Here is a 16,496-nt window from a genome sequence, read left to right on the forward strand (position 1 = left end):
TTTAATTCGATGAATGTAATGGTATATTTTTCTTGAACCATTTTTACTTGGAAAGCACAAGCTAACCTATAGAAATGGACAAAGGGGAGTGGGGAACAATCCCCCTCCCTTTTTACATAGGCTATTTAGTATTTAGTTTAAAACTTTTGCTAATATGCCTGTACATAATTGTGTTACTAAAGGAGGTCATAACGGATGAATAAGAAGACAATTAAAGATATTGATTTGCGTGGAAAATGTGTATTTTGCCGGGTTGACTTTAATGTCCCGCTTCAAAATGGAAACGTAACAGATGATACGCGAATCCGTGCAGCATTACCAACTATTCAGTACTTAATAGATCAGGGAGCTAAGGTAATTTTAGCTAGCCATTTAGGACGTCCCAAAGGCCAAGTAGTGGAAGAATTAAGACTTACACCTGTTGCCAAAAGATTAAGTGAGTTATTGAAAAAGGATATTCGTAAATCAAACGAGGCTTACGGTGAAATTGCAAAGGCAGAAATTGATCAATTAAATGATGGTGATGTTGTCTTACTTGAAAATGTTCGTTTTTATCCTGGAGAGGAAAAAAATGACCCGGAATTAGCGAAGAACTTTGCAGATTTAGCTGATATTTATGTGAATGATGCATTTGGTGCAGCACACCGCGCCCATGCTTCAACAGAAGGAATTGCGAAATTTTTACCAGCTGTTGCAGGTTTCTTAATGGAAAAGGAACTAGAAGTTCTCGGGAAAGCTCTTTCTAATCCAGAACGTCCTTTTACAGCAATTATTGGTGGGGCAAAAGTAAAAGATAAAATTGGTGTCATTGATAACTTGCTAGAGAAAGTCGATAACTTGATTATCGGTGGTGGTCTAGCTTATACGTTTGTTAAAGCAAAGGGTTATGAAATCGGAAAATCTTTATTAGAAGAAGATAAGATTGATCTGGCAAAATCATTTATGGAAAAAGCAGAACAAAAAAATGTGAAATTCTATATGCCTGTAGATGTAGTTGTAGCGGATGATTTTTCAGATTCAGCTAATAAAAAGGTTGTTTCCATTGATGAAATTCCAGCTGATTGGGAAGCTCTTGATATAGGACCAAAAACAATTGAACTTTATCGTGATGTCGTTCGTGAGTCCAAACTTGTCATTTGGAACGGACCTATGGGAGTATTTGAATTAGATTCCTTTGCGAATGGTACTAAGGGTGTAGCAGCCGCTTTAGCAGAAGCACCAAATACATATTCTGTAATTGGTGGAGGTGATTCTGCTGCAGCTGTAGAGAAGTTCAATCTAGCAGATAAAATGAGTCATATTTCAACTGGTGGTGGAGCTTCCTTAGAATTTATGGAAGGTAAAACATTACCAGGTGTTGCTGCGTTAAACGATAAATAAGCAATCGTTGAAAATAGAAAGGATGTTATTCATGCGTAAACCGATTATTGCCGGTAACTGGAAGATGCATAAAACAATGTCTGAAGCAAAATCATTTGCTGAAGCAGTTTCAGGCTTAGTTCCAAATAAAAACGTCGTTGATTCTGTTATTTGTGCACCAGCTCTATTTTTAGATCGATTAGTAGAATCTACGAATCAGTCTGATGTTGCCATTGGTGCTCAAAATATGCACTTTGAAGAAAGTGGAGCATTTACAGGAGAAATTAGTCCAAAAGCTCTTCAAGATTTACATGTAGATTATGTCATTCTTGGTCACTCAGAGCGTCGAGAAATGTTTAATGAAACAGATGAAGCAGTAAATAAAAAAGTACTAGCTGCATTTAAATACAATCTAACTCCAATCGTATGTGTAGGGGAAACTCTTGAACAAAGAGAAAACAATGAAACAATGGATTTTGTTGCTTCACAAGTGAAAAACGCATTAGTTGGATTGACTGAGGATCAAGTGAAACAAACAGTGATTGCATATGAACCAATCTGGGCAATTGGAACAGGAAAATCTTCTACTGCAGAAGATGCAAATGAAGTTTGCTCACATATCCGCAGAGTTGTTGAACAACAATTTTCAAAAGAAGCTGCTGATTCTGTACGTATTCAATATGGTGGTAGTGTAAAACCAACGAATATTAAAGAATATATGGCACAGTCTGATATTGATGGAGCATTAGTTGGCGGTGCAAGTTTAGAGCCACAAAGCTTTTTACAACTACTGGAGGCGGTAAGCCATGAGTAAATCTCCTGTAGCCCTAATTATTTTGGATGGGTTTGGTTTGCGTGAGGAAACAAAGGGAAATGCGGTTACTCAAGCTAAAAAGCCGAACTTTGATCGATTTTGGGCAAATTATCCTCACAATACATTAACTGCGAGTGGTGAGGCAGTTGGATTACCTGAGGGTCAAATGGGAAACTCTGAGGTAGGACATTTAAATATCGGTGCTGGTCGTATCGTTTATCAAAGTTTAACAAGGGTAAATGTATCAATTCGCGAAGGAGATTTTGTGAAAAATGAAACCTTCCTTCAAGCCATTGAAAATGTGAAAAAGAATGGAACTAGTCTCCATCTATTTGGACTTTTATCTGATGGGGGCGTACACAGTCATATCAATCATCTATTCGCATTATTAAAACTAGCAGCAAGTGAAGGCGTGAAAAAGGTGTATGTCCACGCTTTCCTTGATGGTCGTGATGTTGGTCCACAAACTGCTGAAAAATATATAAAAGAAACACAAAAAGTAATGGATGAACTAGGGGTCGGTGAATTTGCTACGATTTCTGGTCGTTATTATTCAATGGACCGTGATAAGCGTTGGGAACGTGTAGAGAAATCGTATCGCGCAATGGTTTATGGAGAAGGTCCAACGTATACAGATCCATTAAAGCTTGTAGAGGATTCATATTCTCATGGTATCTATGATGAATTCGTTATTCCTTCTGTTATCACAAAAGAAAATGGTGAGCCTGTAGCAACAATTAAAGATAAGGACTCAGTCATCTTCTATAATTTTAGACCAGACCGTGCAATACAAATTTCTAACACATTTACGAATAAAGATTTTCGTTCATTTGATCGCGGTCCAAAGCATCCAAAAGATTTATTTTTTGTTTGTTTAACTCATTTTTCTGAAACTGTAGATGGATACGTTGCATTTAAACCTGTAAACTTGGATAATACACTTGGTGAAGTTTTATCACAAAACGGTTTAAAACAATTACGTATAGCAGAAACAGAGAAATATCCACATGTTACCTTCTTTATGAGTGGGGGACGTGAAGCTGAATTTCCTGGTGAAACACGAATATTAATTAATTCACCAAAGGTAGCTACCTATGATTTAAAACCGGAAATGAGTGCTTATGAGGTTACAGATGCCTTATTAAAAGAAATTCAAGGTGATAAACAAGATGCGATCATTCTTAACTTTGCCAATCCAGATATGGTTGGGCACTCAGGAATGCTAGAGCCAACAATAAAAGCGATAGAAACAGTGGATGAATGTCTTGGTAAGATTGTTGATCTCATTATCGAAAAGGGTGGTACAGCAATTATTACTGCTGATCACGGAAATGCCGATGAAGTGATCACTCTCGAAGGTCAACCAATGACAGCTCATACTACCAATCCGGTTCCAGTTATCGTCACGAAAAAAGGAGTAGAACTTCGAGATGGCGGGATATTAGGCGATCTTGCTCCAACCATGCTTGATCTACTTGGTGTAAAACAGCCTGAAGAAATGACAGGTAAAACGATTATTAAACATTAAATTATTTATTTAGTCTAATTACCGAAAACAAGAATTAACATATCAAAATTTATTGAAAAGAATAGGAGAATAAAATATGCCACATATTACTGAAGTATACGCACGCGAAGTATTGGATTCACGCGGTAATCCAACTGTAGAAGTAGAAGTTTACACAGCATCAGGTGCATTTGGACGCGCCTTAGTACCAAGTGGAGCATCAACTGGTGAATATGAAGCAGTTGAACTTCGTGACGGTGATAAGAGCCGTTATTTAGGAAAAGGTGTTCAAACTGCTGTAAAAAATGTTAACGAAATTATTGCTGAAGAATTAATCGGTTATGACGTTACAGAGCAAGTAGTTATTGATAAACTTCTTATTGAACTAGATGGTACAGAAAACAAAGGTAAGCTTGGCGCAAATGCTATTTTAGGTGTATCTATGGCGGTCGCTCGTGCAGCAGCTGATTTCTTAGGCATTGAGCTTTATGAATACCTTGGAGGATTTAACTCTAAGCAACTTCCAGTACCAATGATGAACATCGTAAATGGTGGAGAACATGCAGATAACAATGTGGATATTCAAGAATTTATGATTATGCCTGTTGGTGCACCAACATTCAAGGAAGCATTACGTATGGGTGCTGAAATTTTCCATAATCTTAAAGCGGTTCTTAAATCAAAAGGTTTAAATACAGCTGTTGGTGATGAAGGTGGTTTCGCTCCTAACTTAAAATCAAATGAAGAAGCACTTCAAACAATTATCGAGGCAATCGAAAAAGCTGGTTACAAGCCAGGCGAAGAAGTTATGCTTGCAATGGATGCTGCATCTTCCGAATTCTACAATAAAGAAGACGGTAAATATCATTTATCAGGTGAAGGTGTTGTTCGTACATCTGCTGAAATGGTGGATTGGTATGAAGAGCTTACTTCTAAATATCCAATCATCTCAATCGAAGATGGTTTAGATGAAAATGACTGGGAAGGTCATAAGCTTCTAACTGAACGTATCGGTAAAAAAGTTCAACTTGTTGGTGACGATTTATTCGTAACGAATACAAAGAAACTTTCTGAAGGAATCAAACAAGGTGTCGGCAATGCAATCTTAATTAAAGTTAACCAAATTGGTACACTTACAGAAACTTTCGATGCAATTGAAATGGCAAAACGTGCAGGCTACACAGCAATCATCTCACACCGTTCCGGTGAAACAGAAGATACAACTATTGCTGACATTGCTGTAGCAACAAACGCTGGCCAAATTAAAACTGGTGCACCATCTCGTACAGACCGTGTTGCAAAATACAATCAATTACTTCGTATTGAAGATCAATTAGCTGATACAGCTCAATACCTAGGAAAAGATACATTCTACAATTTGAAAAAATAATTGTTAGTTAAAGATGCCGGCTGCTTGCCGGCTTTTTTTACTAGGTAAGACAATATATATTCCCTTTTTTTATGGGAAATCTGGAGTTGAAAATATTTCGTGCGAATCCAGCGTAAGATCGTGCGAATCATGTAGGAATTTGTGCGAATCAAGCAATATAATTTGTATTCGTGCCAAACAAGGTCCGTTTCGTGCGAATAACGAAAATTTCATGCGAATTCCATCTTTATTTGTGCGAATTCTATACCCTATCGCAAATCATTTTTACTTTTTTTAGTGACAGACACCATTTTTGGTTCTAGCCACCAAATTTCGTTGTGTACAAGTTGAAAGTATGGTACAGTAAAGTTACGTTTATTTGTTCGATATGGAGGTGGGCTTCGTGCACGCATTGTTTATGACATTATTAATCGTTGATGCGATTGCATTAATTATTGTTGTACTTTTACAGTCAGGAAAAAGTGCAGGTTTATCAGGAGCGATTTCTGGTGGTGCAGAACAGCTATTTGGAAAGCAAAAAGCTCGTGGAATGGATTTAGTATTACATCGAATTACAGTAGTTCTTGCAGTATTATTTATTTTATTAGCATTAGCTGTTTCATATTTCGGAATTTAAACACCTGACTGACCGATGGTTGGTCAGGTTTTTTATCGTTTATTATCATCTACATTTTAGAAATGAGATGTGACGAAAACTCCGGGTGAAGTTTCTGAATCGAGCGGAAAAAGGGACGAGGTGTGAGAAAACGTAAGTGTTATTCTCGCAGGAACAGAAAAATGGAAGATACTGTAATCGATAGATATTATAAACGATCTAATGATTTAGGTTTTTGTTTTTAAATATTCCTTCATAAACAAGCAGTAATTTCTGGAATGTTTGAAAAGAGTCTGTTAAAACTAAGATACAAAGTCTTTTTTAAAGGAGTAAGCATCATGAAAATTGTACCACCAAAGCCATTTACATTCGAAGCAGGAAAACGAGCGGTATTACTACTACATGGATTTACAGGTAGTTCGGCTGATGTTCGTATGCTTGGAAGATTTCTTGAAAAAAAGGGCTATACCACACATGCCCCAATTTATAAAGGACATGGAGTACCACCTGAAGAATTAGTTCATACTGGTCCCAATGATTGGTGGCAGGATGTATTGACAGGTTATGAGCATTTAAAAAATAAAGGGTATGATGAAATAGCTGTTGCTGGTTTATCACTAGGTGGGGTATTTTCTTTAAAATTAGGTTACACTGTACCTGTAAAGGGAATAATTCCTATGTGTGCCCCTATGTATATAAAAAGTGAAGAAACGATGTATGACGGTATAATTGATTACGCTAAACAATATAAAAAGTTTGAAGGAAAAACTGACAGCCAAATTGAGGCAGAAATAGAAGAGTTTAAGAAAACACCGATGAAAACCTTAAAAGCTCTTCAAGAATTAATTGGAGAAGTTCGTGATAATGTAGATATGATCTATTCGCCAACCTTCGTCGTACAAGCTAGAAATGATGAAATGATTAACACGGATAGTGCGAATATTATCTATAATAGTGTTGAATCCGATCAAAAAAAGATTAAATGGTATGAAGAATCAGGGCATGTGATTACATTAGACAAAGAAAAAGAACAACTTCACGAAGATATTTATGAATATCTTGAGCAATTAGATTGGTCTGAATAAGGAGGGATGATTATGGAAGAAAAAATTGAACGAATTTTAACATATATGAAAGACGAAGCCTATAAACCACTGACCGTTCAAGAATTAGAGCAAGTATTTGGAATTGAGGATTCTACAGATTTCAAGGAATTTGTTAAAACACTTGTGTCAATGGAAGAAAAAGGGCTTGTCGTTCGAACAAGAAGTAATCGCTATGGTCTTCCAGAGAAAATGAATCTTGTACGTGGGAAAATGACTGGTCATGCAAAGGGCTTTGCCTTTGTTACACCTGAAGAGCCGGGATTAGATGATATTTTTATCCCACCCCATGAAAAAAATAACGCTATGCATGGCGATATCGTTTTAGTACGAGTTTCTTCACAAAGCTCAGGAGCGAGAAGAGAAGGATCCGTTGTCCGGATTTTAGAACGTGGGATAACAGAAATAGTAGGAACCTATACAGAAAGCAAATATTTCGGATTTGTTATTCCAGATGATAAAAAATTCGGGAGCGATGTTTTTATCCCGAAAAATGCAAATGCAGGAGCAGTTGAGGGACACAAGGTGGTTGTTCATTTAACCTCTTATCCAGAAGGGCATAAAAATGCAGAGGGAGAAGTAGTAAGAATCCTAGGACATAAAAATGACCCAGGTGTAGATATTTTATCTGTCATACATAAACATGGTCTCCCGCAAGCATTTCCAGAGGAAGTATTAGAACAAGCCAATAATGTACCAGATACGATCGATGAAAGTGAAATTGGAAATCGTCGCGATTTACGCCAGGAAACCATAGTTACCATTGACGGGGCTGATGCAAAGGATTTAGATGATGCTGTTACGGTTACTCGCCTTGAAAATGGTCATTATAAATTGGGCGTACATATTGCTGATGTGACGCATTATGTGACAGAAGGCTCACCGATTGATAGAGAAGCATTAGAAAGAGGAACTAGTGTTTATTTAGTTGATCGCGTCATTCCTATGATTCCTCATCGATTATCAAATGGAATCTGTTCGTTAAACCCTAAAGTTAATCGTTTTACCTTATCGTGTGAAATGGAAATTAACGATAAAGGGGAAGTGGTTAACCATGAGATTTTTGAAAGCATCATTAAAACGACTGAAAGAATGACCTACTCAGATGTTAATAAAATCTTAGTAGATAAAGATGAAGAAGTTCGAGACCGTTACCAAATGTTAGTTCCAATGTTTGAAACAATGGAACAATTGGCTGAAATCCTTCGAAATAAAAGAATGGAACGTGGTGCCATTGATTTTGATTTTAAAGAGGCAAAGGTCGTTGTCGATGAAGAAGGAAAGCCAGTTGATGTAGTCATTCGTGAACGTTCAGTTGCAGAGCGTTTAATTGAAGAATTCATGCTTGCTGCCAATGAAACAATTGCTGAACATTTTCATTGGCTAGATGTTCCATTCATGTATCGAATTCATGAAGACCCTAAAGAAGAAAAGCTACAACGCTTTTTCGAATTTATTACTAATTTCGGTTTAATTGTTAGAGGAACAGCCAACTCTGTCCATCCTAGAGCATTGCAAGAAATTATTGAAGCGGTTCAGGGCAAACCAGAGGAAATGGTCATCTCGACTGTTATGCTTCGTTCGATGCAACAAGCAAAATATGATCCTGAAAGTTTAGGACATTTTGGCTTATCAACTCAGTTTTATACACATTTTACATCACCGATTCGTCGCTATCCGGACTTAATTGTCCATCGCTTAATTCGTACGTATCTCATAGAAGGAAAACTCGATCAAGCGACTAGAGCGAAATGGGATGCATCACTTCAAGAGATCGCGGACCATGCCTCAAAAATGGAAAGACGGGCAGTTGATGCTGAACGTGAAACAGATGAGTTGAAAAAAGCTGAATATATGGAAGATAAAGTGGGCGAAGAATTCGATGGAATGATTAGTTCTGTAACGAATTTTGGAATGTTTGTTGAATTGCCAAATACAATTGAAGGTCTAGTTCATGTTAGTTATATGACAGATGATTATTATCATTATGATGAACGTCAATATGCGATGATTGGTGAAAAAACGGGAAATGTATTCCGCATCGGTGACGAAATTACGGTTCGAGTCATTAATGTAAATAAAGATGAACACGATATTGACTTTGAAATTGTAGGTATGAAAAATAACCAAGCAAGACGAGGAAGACAAGAACAGCCTAGAATTGTTAAGGTTCGTTCACATAAAAAGGATACAAAGAAAAAAGGACCACAAGGAAATTCTGATAATGGTGATTGGTCTACACGTCCACCAAAAGCAAAGAAGAAAAAGAAAAAATCCTTTGCTAATACACCGAAAAATAAGCGTTCAAAAAAACGTAAATAAACCAAGTGGCACTTTGATACCTTTGATCAAGGTGCCCTTACTTTCAGGCAAGAGGGGAGAAGAAAAAGATGCCAAAAGGAGAAGGCAAAGTAGTTGCACAAAATAAAAAAGCAAATCATGATTACTTTATTGAGGAAACATTTGAAGCGGGAATTGTTCTTCAAGGCACAGAAATTAAATCGATTCGTGCGGGTCGTGTGAACCTGAAGGATTCGTTTGCTAGAATCCAAAAAGGTGAAGTTTTCATTTACAATATGCACATTAGTACATATGAACAAGGAAATCGTTATAACCATGATCCATTGCGTGAAAGAAAATTATTGCTTCACCGTAAACAAATAAATAAATTAATTGGAGAAACGAAGGAAGCTGGCTATGCATTAGTCCCTCTTAAAATGTATTTAAAAGATGGTTATGCTAAAGTGCTTATCGGCCTAGGTAAAGGGAAAAAGAAATATGATAAGCGTGAAGATCTAAAGAAAAAAGAAGCCAAACGTGAAATTGAAAAAGCCTTTAAAGCTCGTCAGCAAATGTAGTTTGAAGAAATTTACAATTGCATTTCATGATTATTATGCTATAATAATACATGTAGTTAATAAAGATAAGCTCATATGTCTCGAGCGTCTTTCTCTTTTTAAGAGAAATCGTAACCTTTCTATTATGGGGACGTTACGGATTCGACAGGGATAGTTTGAGCTTAGGTTGCGAGTCGAGGGGGTCGTCCTCGTAAAAACGCCAAAGCCAATAATAACTGGCAAATCTAACAATAACTTCGCTTTAGCTGCCTAATAAGCACTAAGCGGATCCTCCCTCCATCGCCCATGTGGTAGGGTCAGGGTCTCAACTGTAGTGGGCTACGCCGGTTGTCCTCCGCCTGGGGACGATGGAAGAGACCAATCAGGCTAGCACTTCAGACGCCTGTCGATAGGCAGAAGAAGCTGCGAAACAATAATATATCGACTACACTCGTAGACGCTTAAGTGGCAATGTTTCTGGACGTGGGTTCGATTAGTAAATAGTCGCCTTATGTGGTAACACATAAGTGAAAATCCGGCTTTATCGGTGAAACCTAAGTTGCTTAAATGCGATAAGGCAATGCCGAGCGGTATGTGGAGTAATCCAACAGCCGTGTATCGACTTATAGGCTACCTGAAAGGTAGTACTAGGATACGAAATCTACTTAAACTAAGTAAATATATATTTCGTATAATACGCCGGGGTACCTGAAAGATATTCAGGTACAAGATATAGTCAGTGCCATTACGAAAGTATGGAATAGCACGTCCCACCGTCTCCACCAAATACATAATGGTGGATAATAATTTAATAATTATGACATAAAGCATAAAATTTCCTTTGGAAACTTTATGCTTTATTTTGTGTGGGAAGGATTTTGATTAGATTAGAGATAATTAAAGTGTGGGCAATATGGAAATATCTTGTTTTCTTTTGGAATTTTCATTGGTTTGTATAGTTAAAATTTTATAATTTGAAAAATTCCTCTTCAAACATCAATTTTTCTTTTAAAAGTTCATGAGAGTATTTTCCATTTCGTGGAGTGACAGTATCGTAATTATTGAGAATCCATTTAGCACGTTCTCTTTTTTGGTTTATCCTTAGAAATGGTGTTATCGATTGTAATGTATGAAATACATCTAATTTCTTTTTAATATATAGGGTATATGAATTTTTATATTTATTCGGATTGTAATTCTTTTTATTTATTATTATTCCCCTTGTTAAAGATTGAATATAAATGAGTAGTTCTTTATCAGTGGAAGCAATTGTGATACATGGACGTCTGTGTTCCTTTTCATGCATTCTAGTTAAAGTAATGCTTCCTTCTCCATCTATAATTCCAGCTACATAGGCTGCTTCCCATTTTTCCATGTCTAGCCTCCCTTTCATGAAGACGATCATATGTTCTGTTTTAAGTTTACAAAATTTAGTTTGACTAAGCAAGTAAATATTAATGTGGAGTTAGTAGGATGAACTACTTAAAGGGTAATTATCTTTTTCTAAACGATGCTGTTAAATTCGAATATCTAATTCGATCCTTAAAAATGTAATGCCCCCAAAAGATATTAGTCTTCAAGGTTTTAACCTTTTTTATGTAGTGCCATCCCTGATTGGAATGTATAGTTGTCCATTTTACCAATTAACATAAGTAGTGGGGGAATTGCCTTTTGCCGAAATATATGACTTAGCTGGATAATAGTTTGTTTTGCCATATAGTCAGGGTGCGGTTCAAGTCCATTTTTGATCCAATCTAATATCAATCCTAAAATGCCATTGGCATAAAAAGTTGTATAAAGGTTATTATCCAAATGAGGGTCATGAGGAGTTAATAAAGTAATATCCTTTTTGATAAATTTAACTATGGATTGTAAAAATGACTCCTCAAACCCAGGTATTGATTGAAATTTTCTCCATAGTTTATAGAAATCCTTATTTTCCATAATGTGATCAAATACGATGATGTCTGATGAAGATAATGAGTTTAGATGAATCATATTATTATTTTTGTAAGGATATTTGAAGGTTTCTAAGAGTGCTGTCGTTTTGTCAGTAATCATTTCTTCTGCCAATTCTTCTTTAAAATTGTAGTGGCGATAGAAGGTTGCACGATTATAATCAGCACGGTTCACGATGTCTGTCACTGTAATTTGATCATAATTTTTTTCCTCCATTAGTTTAATAAAAGCCTGTTTTAATTGCAATTTCGTTCTGCGTACTCGTTTATCCAAATTTTTATCCGAGTCTATCATGAGATTCCACCCCTAATTATTATTATTTTAAACATATTTATGAAATCTGTTGTTTATCAATACAACATGAATTAATTTACTGATTGAATGATTTGACTAAAGAAAATTATAGTTGTAGCAAGGGAATGTATAGTTGATATAACTTTTCTGAATTTTCCCTACCTTTAATAACAGTGTACCATATTTTAATTATTTCAAGTGGGGGTTTGGGCTTATGGATAAACATTGGGATTTCTGCTTTGATGTAGTAGTCGTCGGTTCTGGAGCAGGTGGATTAACCGCAGCTTTAACTGCAAAGCTACAGGGTCTTTCAGCAATTGTTGTAGAAAAAACAGAACTTTTTGGTGGCTCAACATCTAAATCGGGGGGCACGGTTTGGGTACCAAATAATTTCTATTTAGAAGAAGCTGGTGTAGGAGATTCGTATGAGCAAGCTAGTGCATATCTGAATGCAACTGTAGGCGATCGGGTCCCTCAATATTTAAAGGATACGTACTTGGTAAGAGGACCTGAGATGATAAAATATCTCCATGAAAATACGGAGCATGTCAGATGGGAATATACTCCTGGGTATTCAGATTATTATCCGGAGTTGCCTGGTGGAAAACCTAGTGGGCGGGCAATTGAGGCGCAGCTTTTCAATCTTCGTAAGCTAGGCAAGGATGAAAAAAATATGCGCAAATCTGGGTTACCGACGAAGGGGATGGTGTTGAAGTCAAGCGAATTTCATAAAGTAAATATGATTACGAGAACATGGATTGGGAAAAAAACATCATTGAAAGTCGGTATGCGTCTTATTCGAACGAAGCTAAGTTCATATAATCCAGCTACACTAGGAGAGGCTCTCGTTGCCCGGTTATATGCTTCGCTTAAGGAAGCAGGTGGAGAGGTTTGGTTATCTACTCCATTTCATGATCTTGTATTTGAAAATAATCGTGTTACAGGCATTATTGCCGAACATAATGGTAGAAAAATAAATATTGAAGCACGGCATGGCGTCGTTTTTGCCTCTGGTGGATTTTCACACAATCAGGAACTCCGTGAAAAGTATTTACCCCAACCATCTAATACAGAGTGGACATTATCATCTGAAGGACAAACTGGCGATGTAATTGGGGCTAGTCGTAAATTAGGAGCAAAGTTGGATTTGATGGATAAAATGTGGGGGACACCAACATCAATCCCACCTGGTTCCCCAGCATTTATGCCTGTCGCAGAACGGGCAACCCCAGGGCTAATTATTGTAAATAGTGAAGGGGAGCGTTATTTAAATGAATCGGTTCCTTACCATGAATTTGTAGATAAGATGTACCAAAATAATCAAGGAGGAGCAACAACGATTCCTTCTTGGATGATTTTTGATCAAACAGTGAAAAAACGTTATCTAGTTTTTGGTATCATGCCAGGCCAATCCTTCCCAAAAACATGGTTTGAAACAGGCTATACGAAAAAGGCAGAAACACCAGAAGATTTAGCGAAAGAAATTGGTGTGCCACCAAAGAAATTAGCAGCAACTATTGCTCGCTTTAATAAATTTGCTAAAGATGGACATGATCAAGATTTTCAACGCGGCGTAAGTGCTTATGATCGTTATTATGGTGACCCAACGTTAAAAAATCCTAATTTAGCACCATTGGAAAAACCACCTTTCTATGCGATTCCCATTTACCCTGGGGACATTGGAACAAAAGGTGGGCTAGTCACGGATAATCTTGCAAGAGTCCTTCACGAAAATGGACAGCATATACAAGGTTTATATGCTACTGGAAATTGTGCAGCTGCTGTGATGGGAGAAACCTATCCAGGACCAGGTGCTACAATAGGACCGGCGATGGTGTTCGGTTATATTGCGGCAAGTGAGATGGCAGCTGTTGCAGCAAGACCAATAGAAGCATAGAAATTGTTAAGTTGGCAACCTTACCAGCCGACGGAATGAATGGACAGGTTATTAGAGCGAACCAATAAAGCACGTAGAACCATGATTACTAGAGTTCTTCACAAAATCGCAGAGCAATAATTGCTATAAGTTCAAAGTGGACACTGAGTATATAATTGAGGAATAACATAAGAAAAAGAATGTTTTTTTCTCAAATACATAACTAGTGTCCTCTAAATAAAACGATTACTAACTATAAATGATTCCTATTCACCTCAGAATCAAGTGGGATTTCTTTCGGCAACTTATAGGTAGCTTTTTGGATTCTTTTCGGTTTAAAATTGATGTCTTCAGAAGAATAAACCATGATGCGTACGGTTCCCCCGTAGACCTTCGAGCGAATTAACACAGGTTGATTATACTTATTGGTAAACCGAAAGTCGGGACCGTACCAGCTAACTGTGGCATCTCGTCCAGAAGGTACGTAAGGCACTCGTTTGCTATGAGAGTAGCGCTCGGTAATCGTGATCCCCGCATTATCCACCGCATTATATAAAGTGGATGAAATCTGACAAATTCCACCACCAATGTCCTCAGATAGTTCTCCTTTTACAATTACAGGGGCGCGCATATAGCCTTTCTCCTTTGTTCTCTTACCAACTACTTTGTTAAATGAAAAGGTCTCCCCCGGAAATACTACTTGATTATTAATAGCCTCACTAGCAAGCTTAATATTCATTGATCGCTCTTTATTGCCTGAGTTAAAAAAAGTAGTATAATGACCAATCTGTTTCACCCGAATGAGTGAAAGTAATTCACTATCAACATTTGGATAAACCATTTGTTTTGGAGCAATGATGTTAGCAGGGCCTTGATTAAAATAATATGTATAAAATTGCTTTGTAAAAGTATCGTGATCCAATTTATAGCCAACCTTTTCAGGCACAATATTACCGGTGTCGTCGAGAGTGGCATTAACAGGTGGTTGATAAATCGCTTTTTCAAGGAGTTGAATAAATTTCTCATAGTTATTCTCATTTACTAAAGGTATATCGATGAAAGGATTAGAAAAATAAGCTCGATTGACATTGGCAATGGTTTCACCATTATGAGATACAGTAAAATTATCTGAAAGAATATTTTGGCTTCCAACTAACATTAAAATGGATAATCCAATCCATTTCATAAATGATCACCTCCCAAAATAGTATAGGTAAGAAAGAATATTTTTATGTGAGCAAGAATAGGGAAAATAGCTTGAAAGGTAGTTCTTTATACCTTTTCTAAATAAAAGGTGTTTTATCTTGTGGGACTTTTAGTATAATTTTATGTAAATGGAATAAAGTCTATTATTTTCCAAAAAAGATGAGGAAAACGGGGGAGGATCTCGATTAATGTATTGCTCAAATTGTGGGGAGAGTTTAGAAAAAGAAGATTTATTTTGTAGTGGTTGTGGCAAAAGAGTGGAACAGCAGGAAGTGAATCAATCAAAAATAGAGATTGCCTCAGCAGTCACTATGGAAGATGGACAAGAAGAGAAGAAGCATTTAAATGAAAATGTAGAAAAGGCAAAGAAAGCTGCTAAAAATTACTGGGGATTTTTATTAGAAAATATAAAATCTCCTTTTGAAAGAGGAATTAATCAAAAACCAAATGATTTCCTTTTCGGCTATTTTAATATTTTCTTTTTATCACTATTTTTTGGATTAGGTACGTATTTTGAAATGAAGTCTATCACTGGTGGTTTTAGTCTTTTAGGTAATAATATTCATTTCTTTAAAACATTTTTTTCAGTGTTTTTATATGGAATTATTACTTTATTAGTGGCTGTAGCGGTGCTATTTGGAATTCAAAAATTATTATTTAAAGTAAGTATTTCGTTTAATCACATACTAGGTCGTTTTGGTACGTTAATTACTATACCTACCGTTTTATCAGTACTTTTCTTTATTGCTGCCTTACCAGGATTATTAAAAATAATTGGTATTATTATCAGTTTAATTTTGATTAGCCTTCAAATTGCTATTATTATCACATTTCTTTCTTACCGAAAACAATCTAATGTAAAATTCGATCCTATTTATGGGCTGCTTATCGCCTATGTGATCATGGGGATCTTTGTTGCTTTAACATCTGATGTTTTTACTAAGAATTTTTTTAGTGGCCTGTTTAATATTTTTTAAGAAAACGGACCCGATGTTCATTGGGTCTCACACTGTCGACAATTAGTTTGTCGGCATTTTTTATTTTTGAGAGATGAGGTTTTCCAGGTTCCCGCCTTCTTGCCTTTCCCGTAGGAGTCGAGCGAACGCTTCTCCGAACCAATCAAGTATCTGCTATTTCTTTCGTATTATCATAAATCTTCGTTTGATACCGGAAGACTAATTATTAACCTGTTGTTTCATATAAAATGGTTTTTATTTATTTTTTTGTCCATTCTGTGCACCAATTCATCTAGCAGTGGAAAAGGATTGGTCCCATCACCAGCTTTACCCTGGCTCTTTTTATTTGTTTCTTCTCTATTGAGTAAGGGAAAGGCTTTTTTCTATGTTTCTCGTAATCCATTTTTATCTATTCATCTAATGGGGATTGATTGCATCATGTTTCTACCCCTACCATTTACTTTTTGAAATGTCATTAGCCAAAACATGCGCTGAATCCATATTAGGAACATGCTTTACAAAAAGCTTTAATATAGGAAGGTTTTTGACTTTTAAAAAATTTCTGTTGTAAACACTTATTTCCTGTGCTACTATAATGAC

The 16,496-nt window shown here is 36.5% G+C and carries 13 protein-coding genes and 1 other RNA gene; 11 read left to right on the forward strand and 3 right to left on the reverse strand.

All coding sequences use genetic code 11. From position 1 onward, the window contains the following. The first annotated feature begins 195 nt into the window (after positions 1 to 195). The 9 genes from MHI39_RS06590 (at position 196) to ssrA (ending at position 10,101) form a co-directional block, all read left to right on the forward strand. Positions 196 to 1,380 carry a phosphoglycerate kinase gene (locus tag MHI39_RS06590; RefSeq protein ID WP_342540928.1) on the forward strand — a complete coding sequence of 395 codons (1,185 nt, stop codon included), beginning with the start codon at positions 196 to 198 and terminating at the stop codon, positions 1,378 to 1,380. A gap of 31 nt (positions 1,381 to 1,411) precedes the next feature. Next, positions 1,412 to 2,173 carry a triose-phosphate isomerase gene (gene tpiA, locus MHI39_RS06595; protein ID WP_251346065.1) on the forward strand — a complete coding sequence of 254 codons (762 nt, stop codon included), beginning with the start codon at positions 1,412 to 1,414 and terminating at the stop codon, positions 2,171 to 2,173. Next, a complete protein-coding gene (gene gpmI, locus MHI39_RS06600) occupies positions 2,166 to 3,701 on the forward strand; it encodes a 2,3-bisphosphoglycerate-independent phosphoglycerate mutase (protein ID WP_280616633.1) in 1,536 nt (511 codons plus the stop codon). Before tpiA ends, gpmI begins: the two co-directional genes overlap by 8 nt. A gap of 76 nt (positions 3,702 to 3,777) precedes the next feature. Beyond that, positions 3,778 to 5,070, forward strand: a complete 1,293-nt coding sequence (eno, locus tag MHI39_RS06605) for a phosphopyruvate hydratase (protein WP_058002853.1) — start codon at positions 3,778 to 3,780, stop codon at positions 5,068 to 5,070. A 382-nt stretch (positions 5,071 to 5,452) separates the two neighbouring features. Next, positions 5,453 to 5,686, forward strand: coding sequence for a preprotein translocase subunit SecG (secG, locus tag MHI39_RS06610; protein WP_058002851.1), 234 nt, complete (start codon positions 5,453 to 5,455; stop codon positions 5,684 to 5,686). A 317-nt stretch (positions 5,687 to 6,003) separates the two neighbouring features. Continuing rightward, positions 6,004 to 6,750, forward strand: coding sequence for a carboxylesterase (locus MHI39_RS06615; RefSeq protein ID WP_058002850.1), 747 nt, complete (start codon positions 6,004 to 6,006; stop codon positions 6,748 to 6,750). 12 nt (positions 6,751 to 6,762) lie between these two features. Next, positions 6,763 to 9,090, forward strand: a complete 2,328-nt coding sequence (gene rnr, locus MHI39_RS06620) for a ribonuclease R (protein ID WP_071976493.1) — start codon at positions 6,763 to 6,765, stop codon at positions 9,088 to 9,090. Between the two features lie 68 nt (positions 9,091 to 9,158). After that, complete coding sequence (gene smpB, locus MHI39_RS06625; protein ID WP_058002848.1) at positions 9,159 to 9,626, forward strand: SsrA-binding protein SmpB; 468 nt, start codon at positions 9,159 to 9,161, stop codon at positions 9,624 to 9,626. A gap of 134 nt (positions 9,627 to 9,760) precedes the next feature. After that, positions 9,761 to 10,101, forward strand: a transfer-messenger RNA (tmRNA) gene (gene ssrA / locus MHI39_RS06630). 471 nt (positions 10,102 to 10,572) lie between these two features. Here ssrA and MHI39_RS06635 read toward each other — a convergent pair. Next, entirely contained in the window at positions 10,573 to 10,980 is a 408-nt protein-coding gene (locus MHI39_RS06635) for an LAGLIDADG family homing endonuclease (protein WP_278891075.1), read from the reverse strand. A gap of 209 nt (positions 10,981 to 11,189) precedes the next feature. After that, positions 11,190 to 11,858 carry a TetR/AcrR family transcriptional regulator gene (locus MHI39_RS06640; protein WP_342540930.1) on the reverse strand — a complete coding sequence of 223 codons (669 nt, stop codon included), beginning with the start codon at positions 11,856 to 11,858 and terminating at the stop codon, positions 11,190 to 11,192. 214 nt (positions 11,859 to 12,072) lie between these two features. On the opposite strand from MHI39_RS06640, the gene MHI39_RS06645 reads away from it, so the two are divergent. Further along, positions 12,073 to 13,755 (forward strand): FAD-dependent oxidoreductase, encoded by a 1,683-nt coding sequence (locus MHI39_RS06645; protein ID WP_278891077.1) that lies wholly within the window; start codon positions 12,073 to 12,075, stop codon positions 13,753 to 13,755. Between the two features lie 232 nt (positions 13,756 to 13,987). Here MHI39_RS06645 and MHI39_RS06650 read toward each other — a convergent pair whose 3' ends face one another. Beyond that, positions 13,988 to 14,920, reverse strand: coding sequence for a VanW family protein (locus MHI39_RS06650; RefSeq protein WP_071976489.1), 933 nt, complete (start codon positions 14,918 to 14,920; stop codon positions 13,988 to 13,990). Between the two features lie 208 nt (positions 14,921 to 15,128). Here MHI39_RS06650 and MHI39_RS06655 point away from each other — a divergent pair, with 208 nt between their 5' ends. Further along, entirely contained in the window at positions 15,129 to 15,917 is a 789-nt protein-coding gene (locus tag MHI39_RS06655; RefSeq protein WP_071976488.1) for a zinc ribbon domain-containing protein, read from the forward strand. The last annotated feature ends 579 nt before the right edge of the window (positions 15,918 to 16,496 follow it).

Source organism: Heyndrickxia sp. FSL K6-6286 (assembly GCF_038630395.1).
Taxonomy (GTDB): Bacteria; Bacillota; Bacilli; order Bacillales; family Bacillaceae_C; genus Heyndrickxia; species Heyndrickxia oleronia.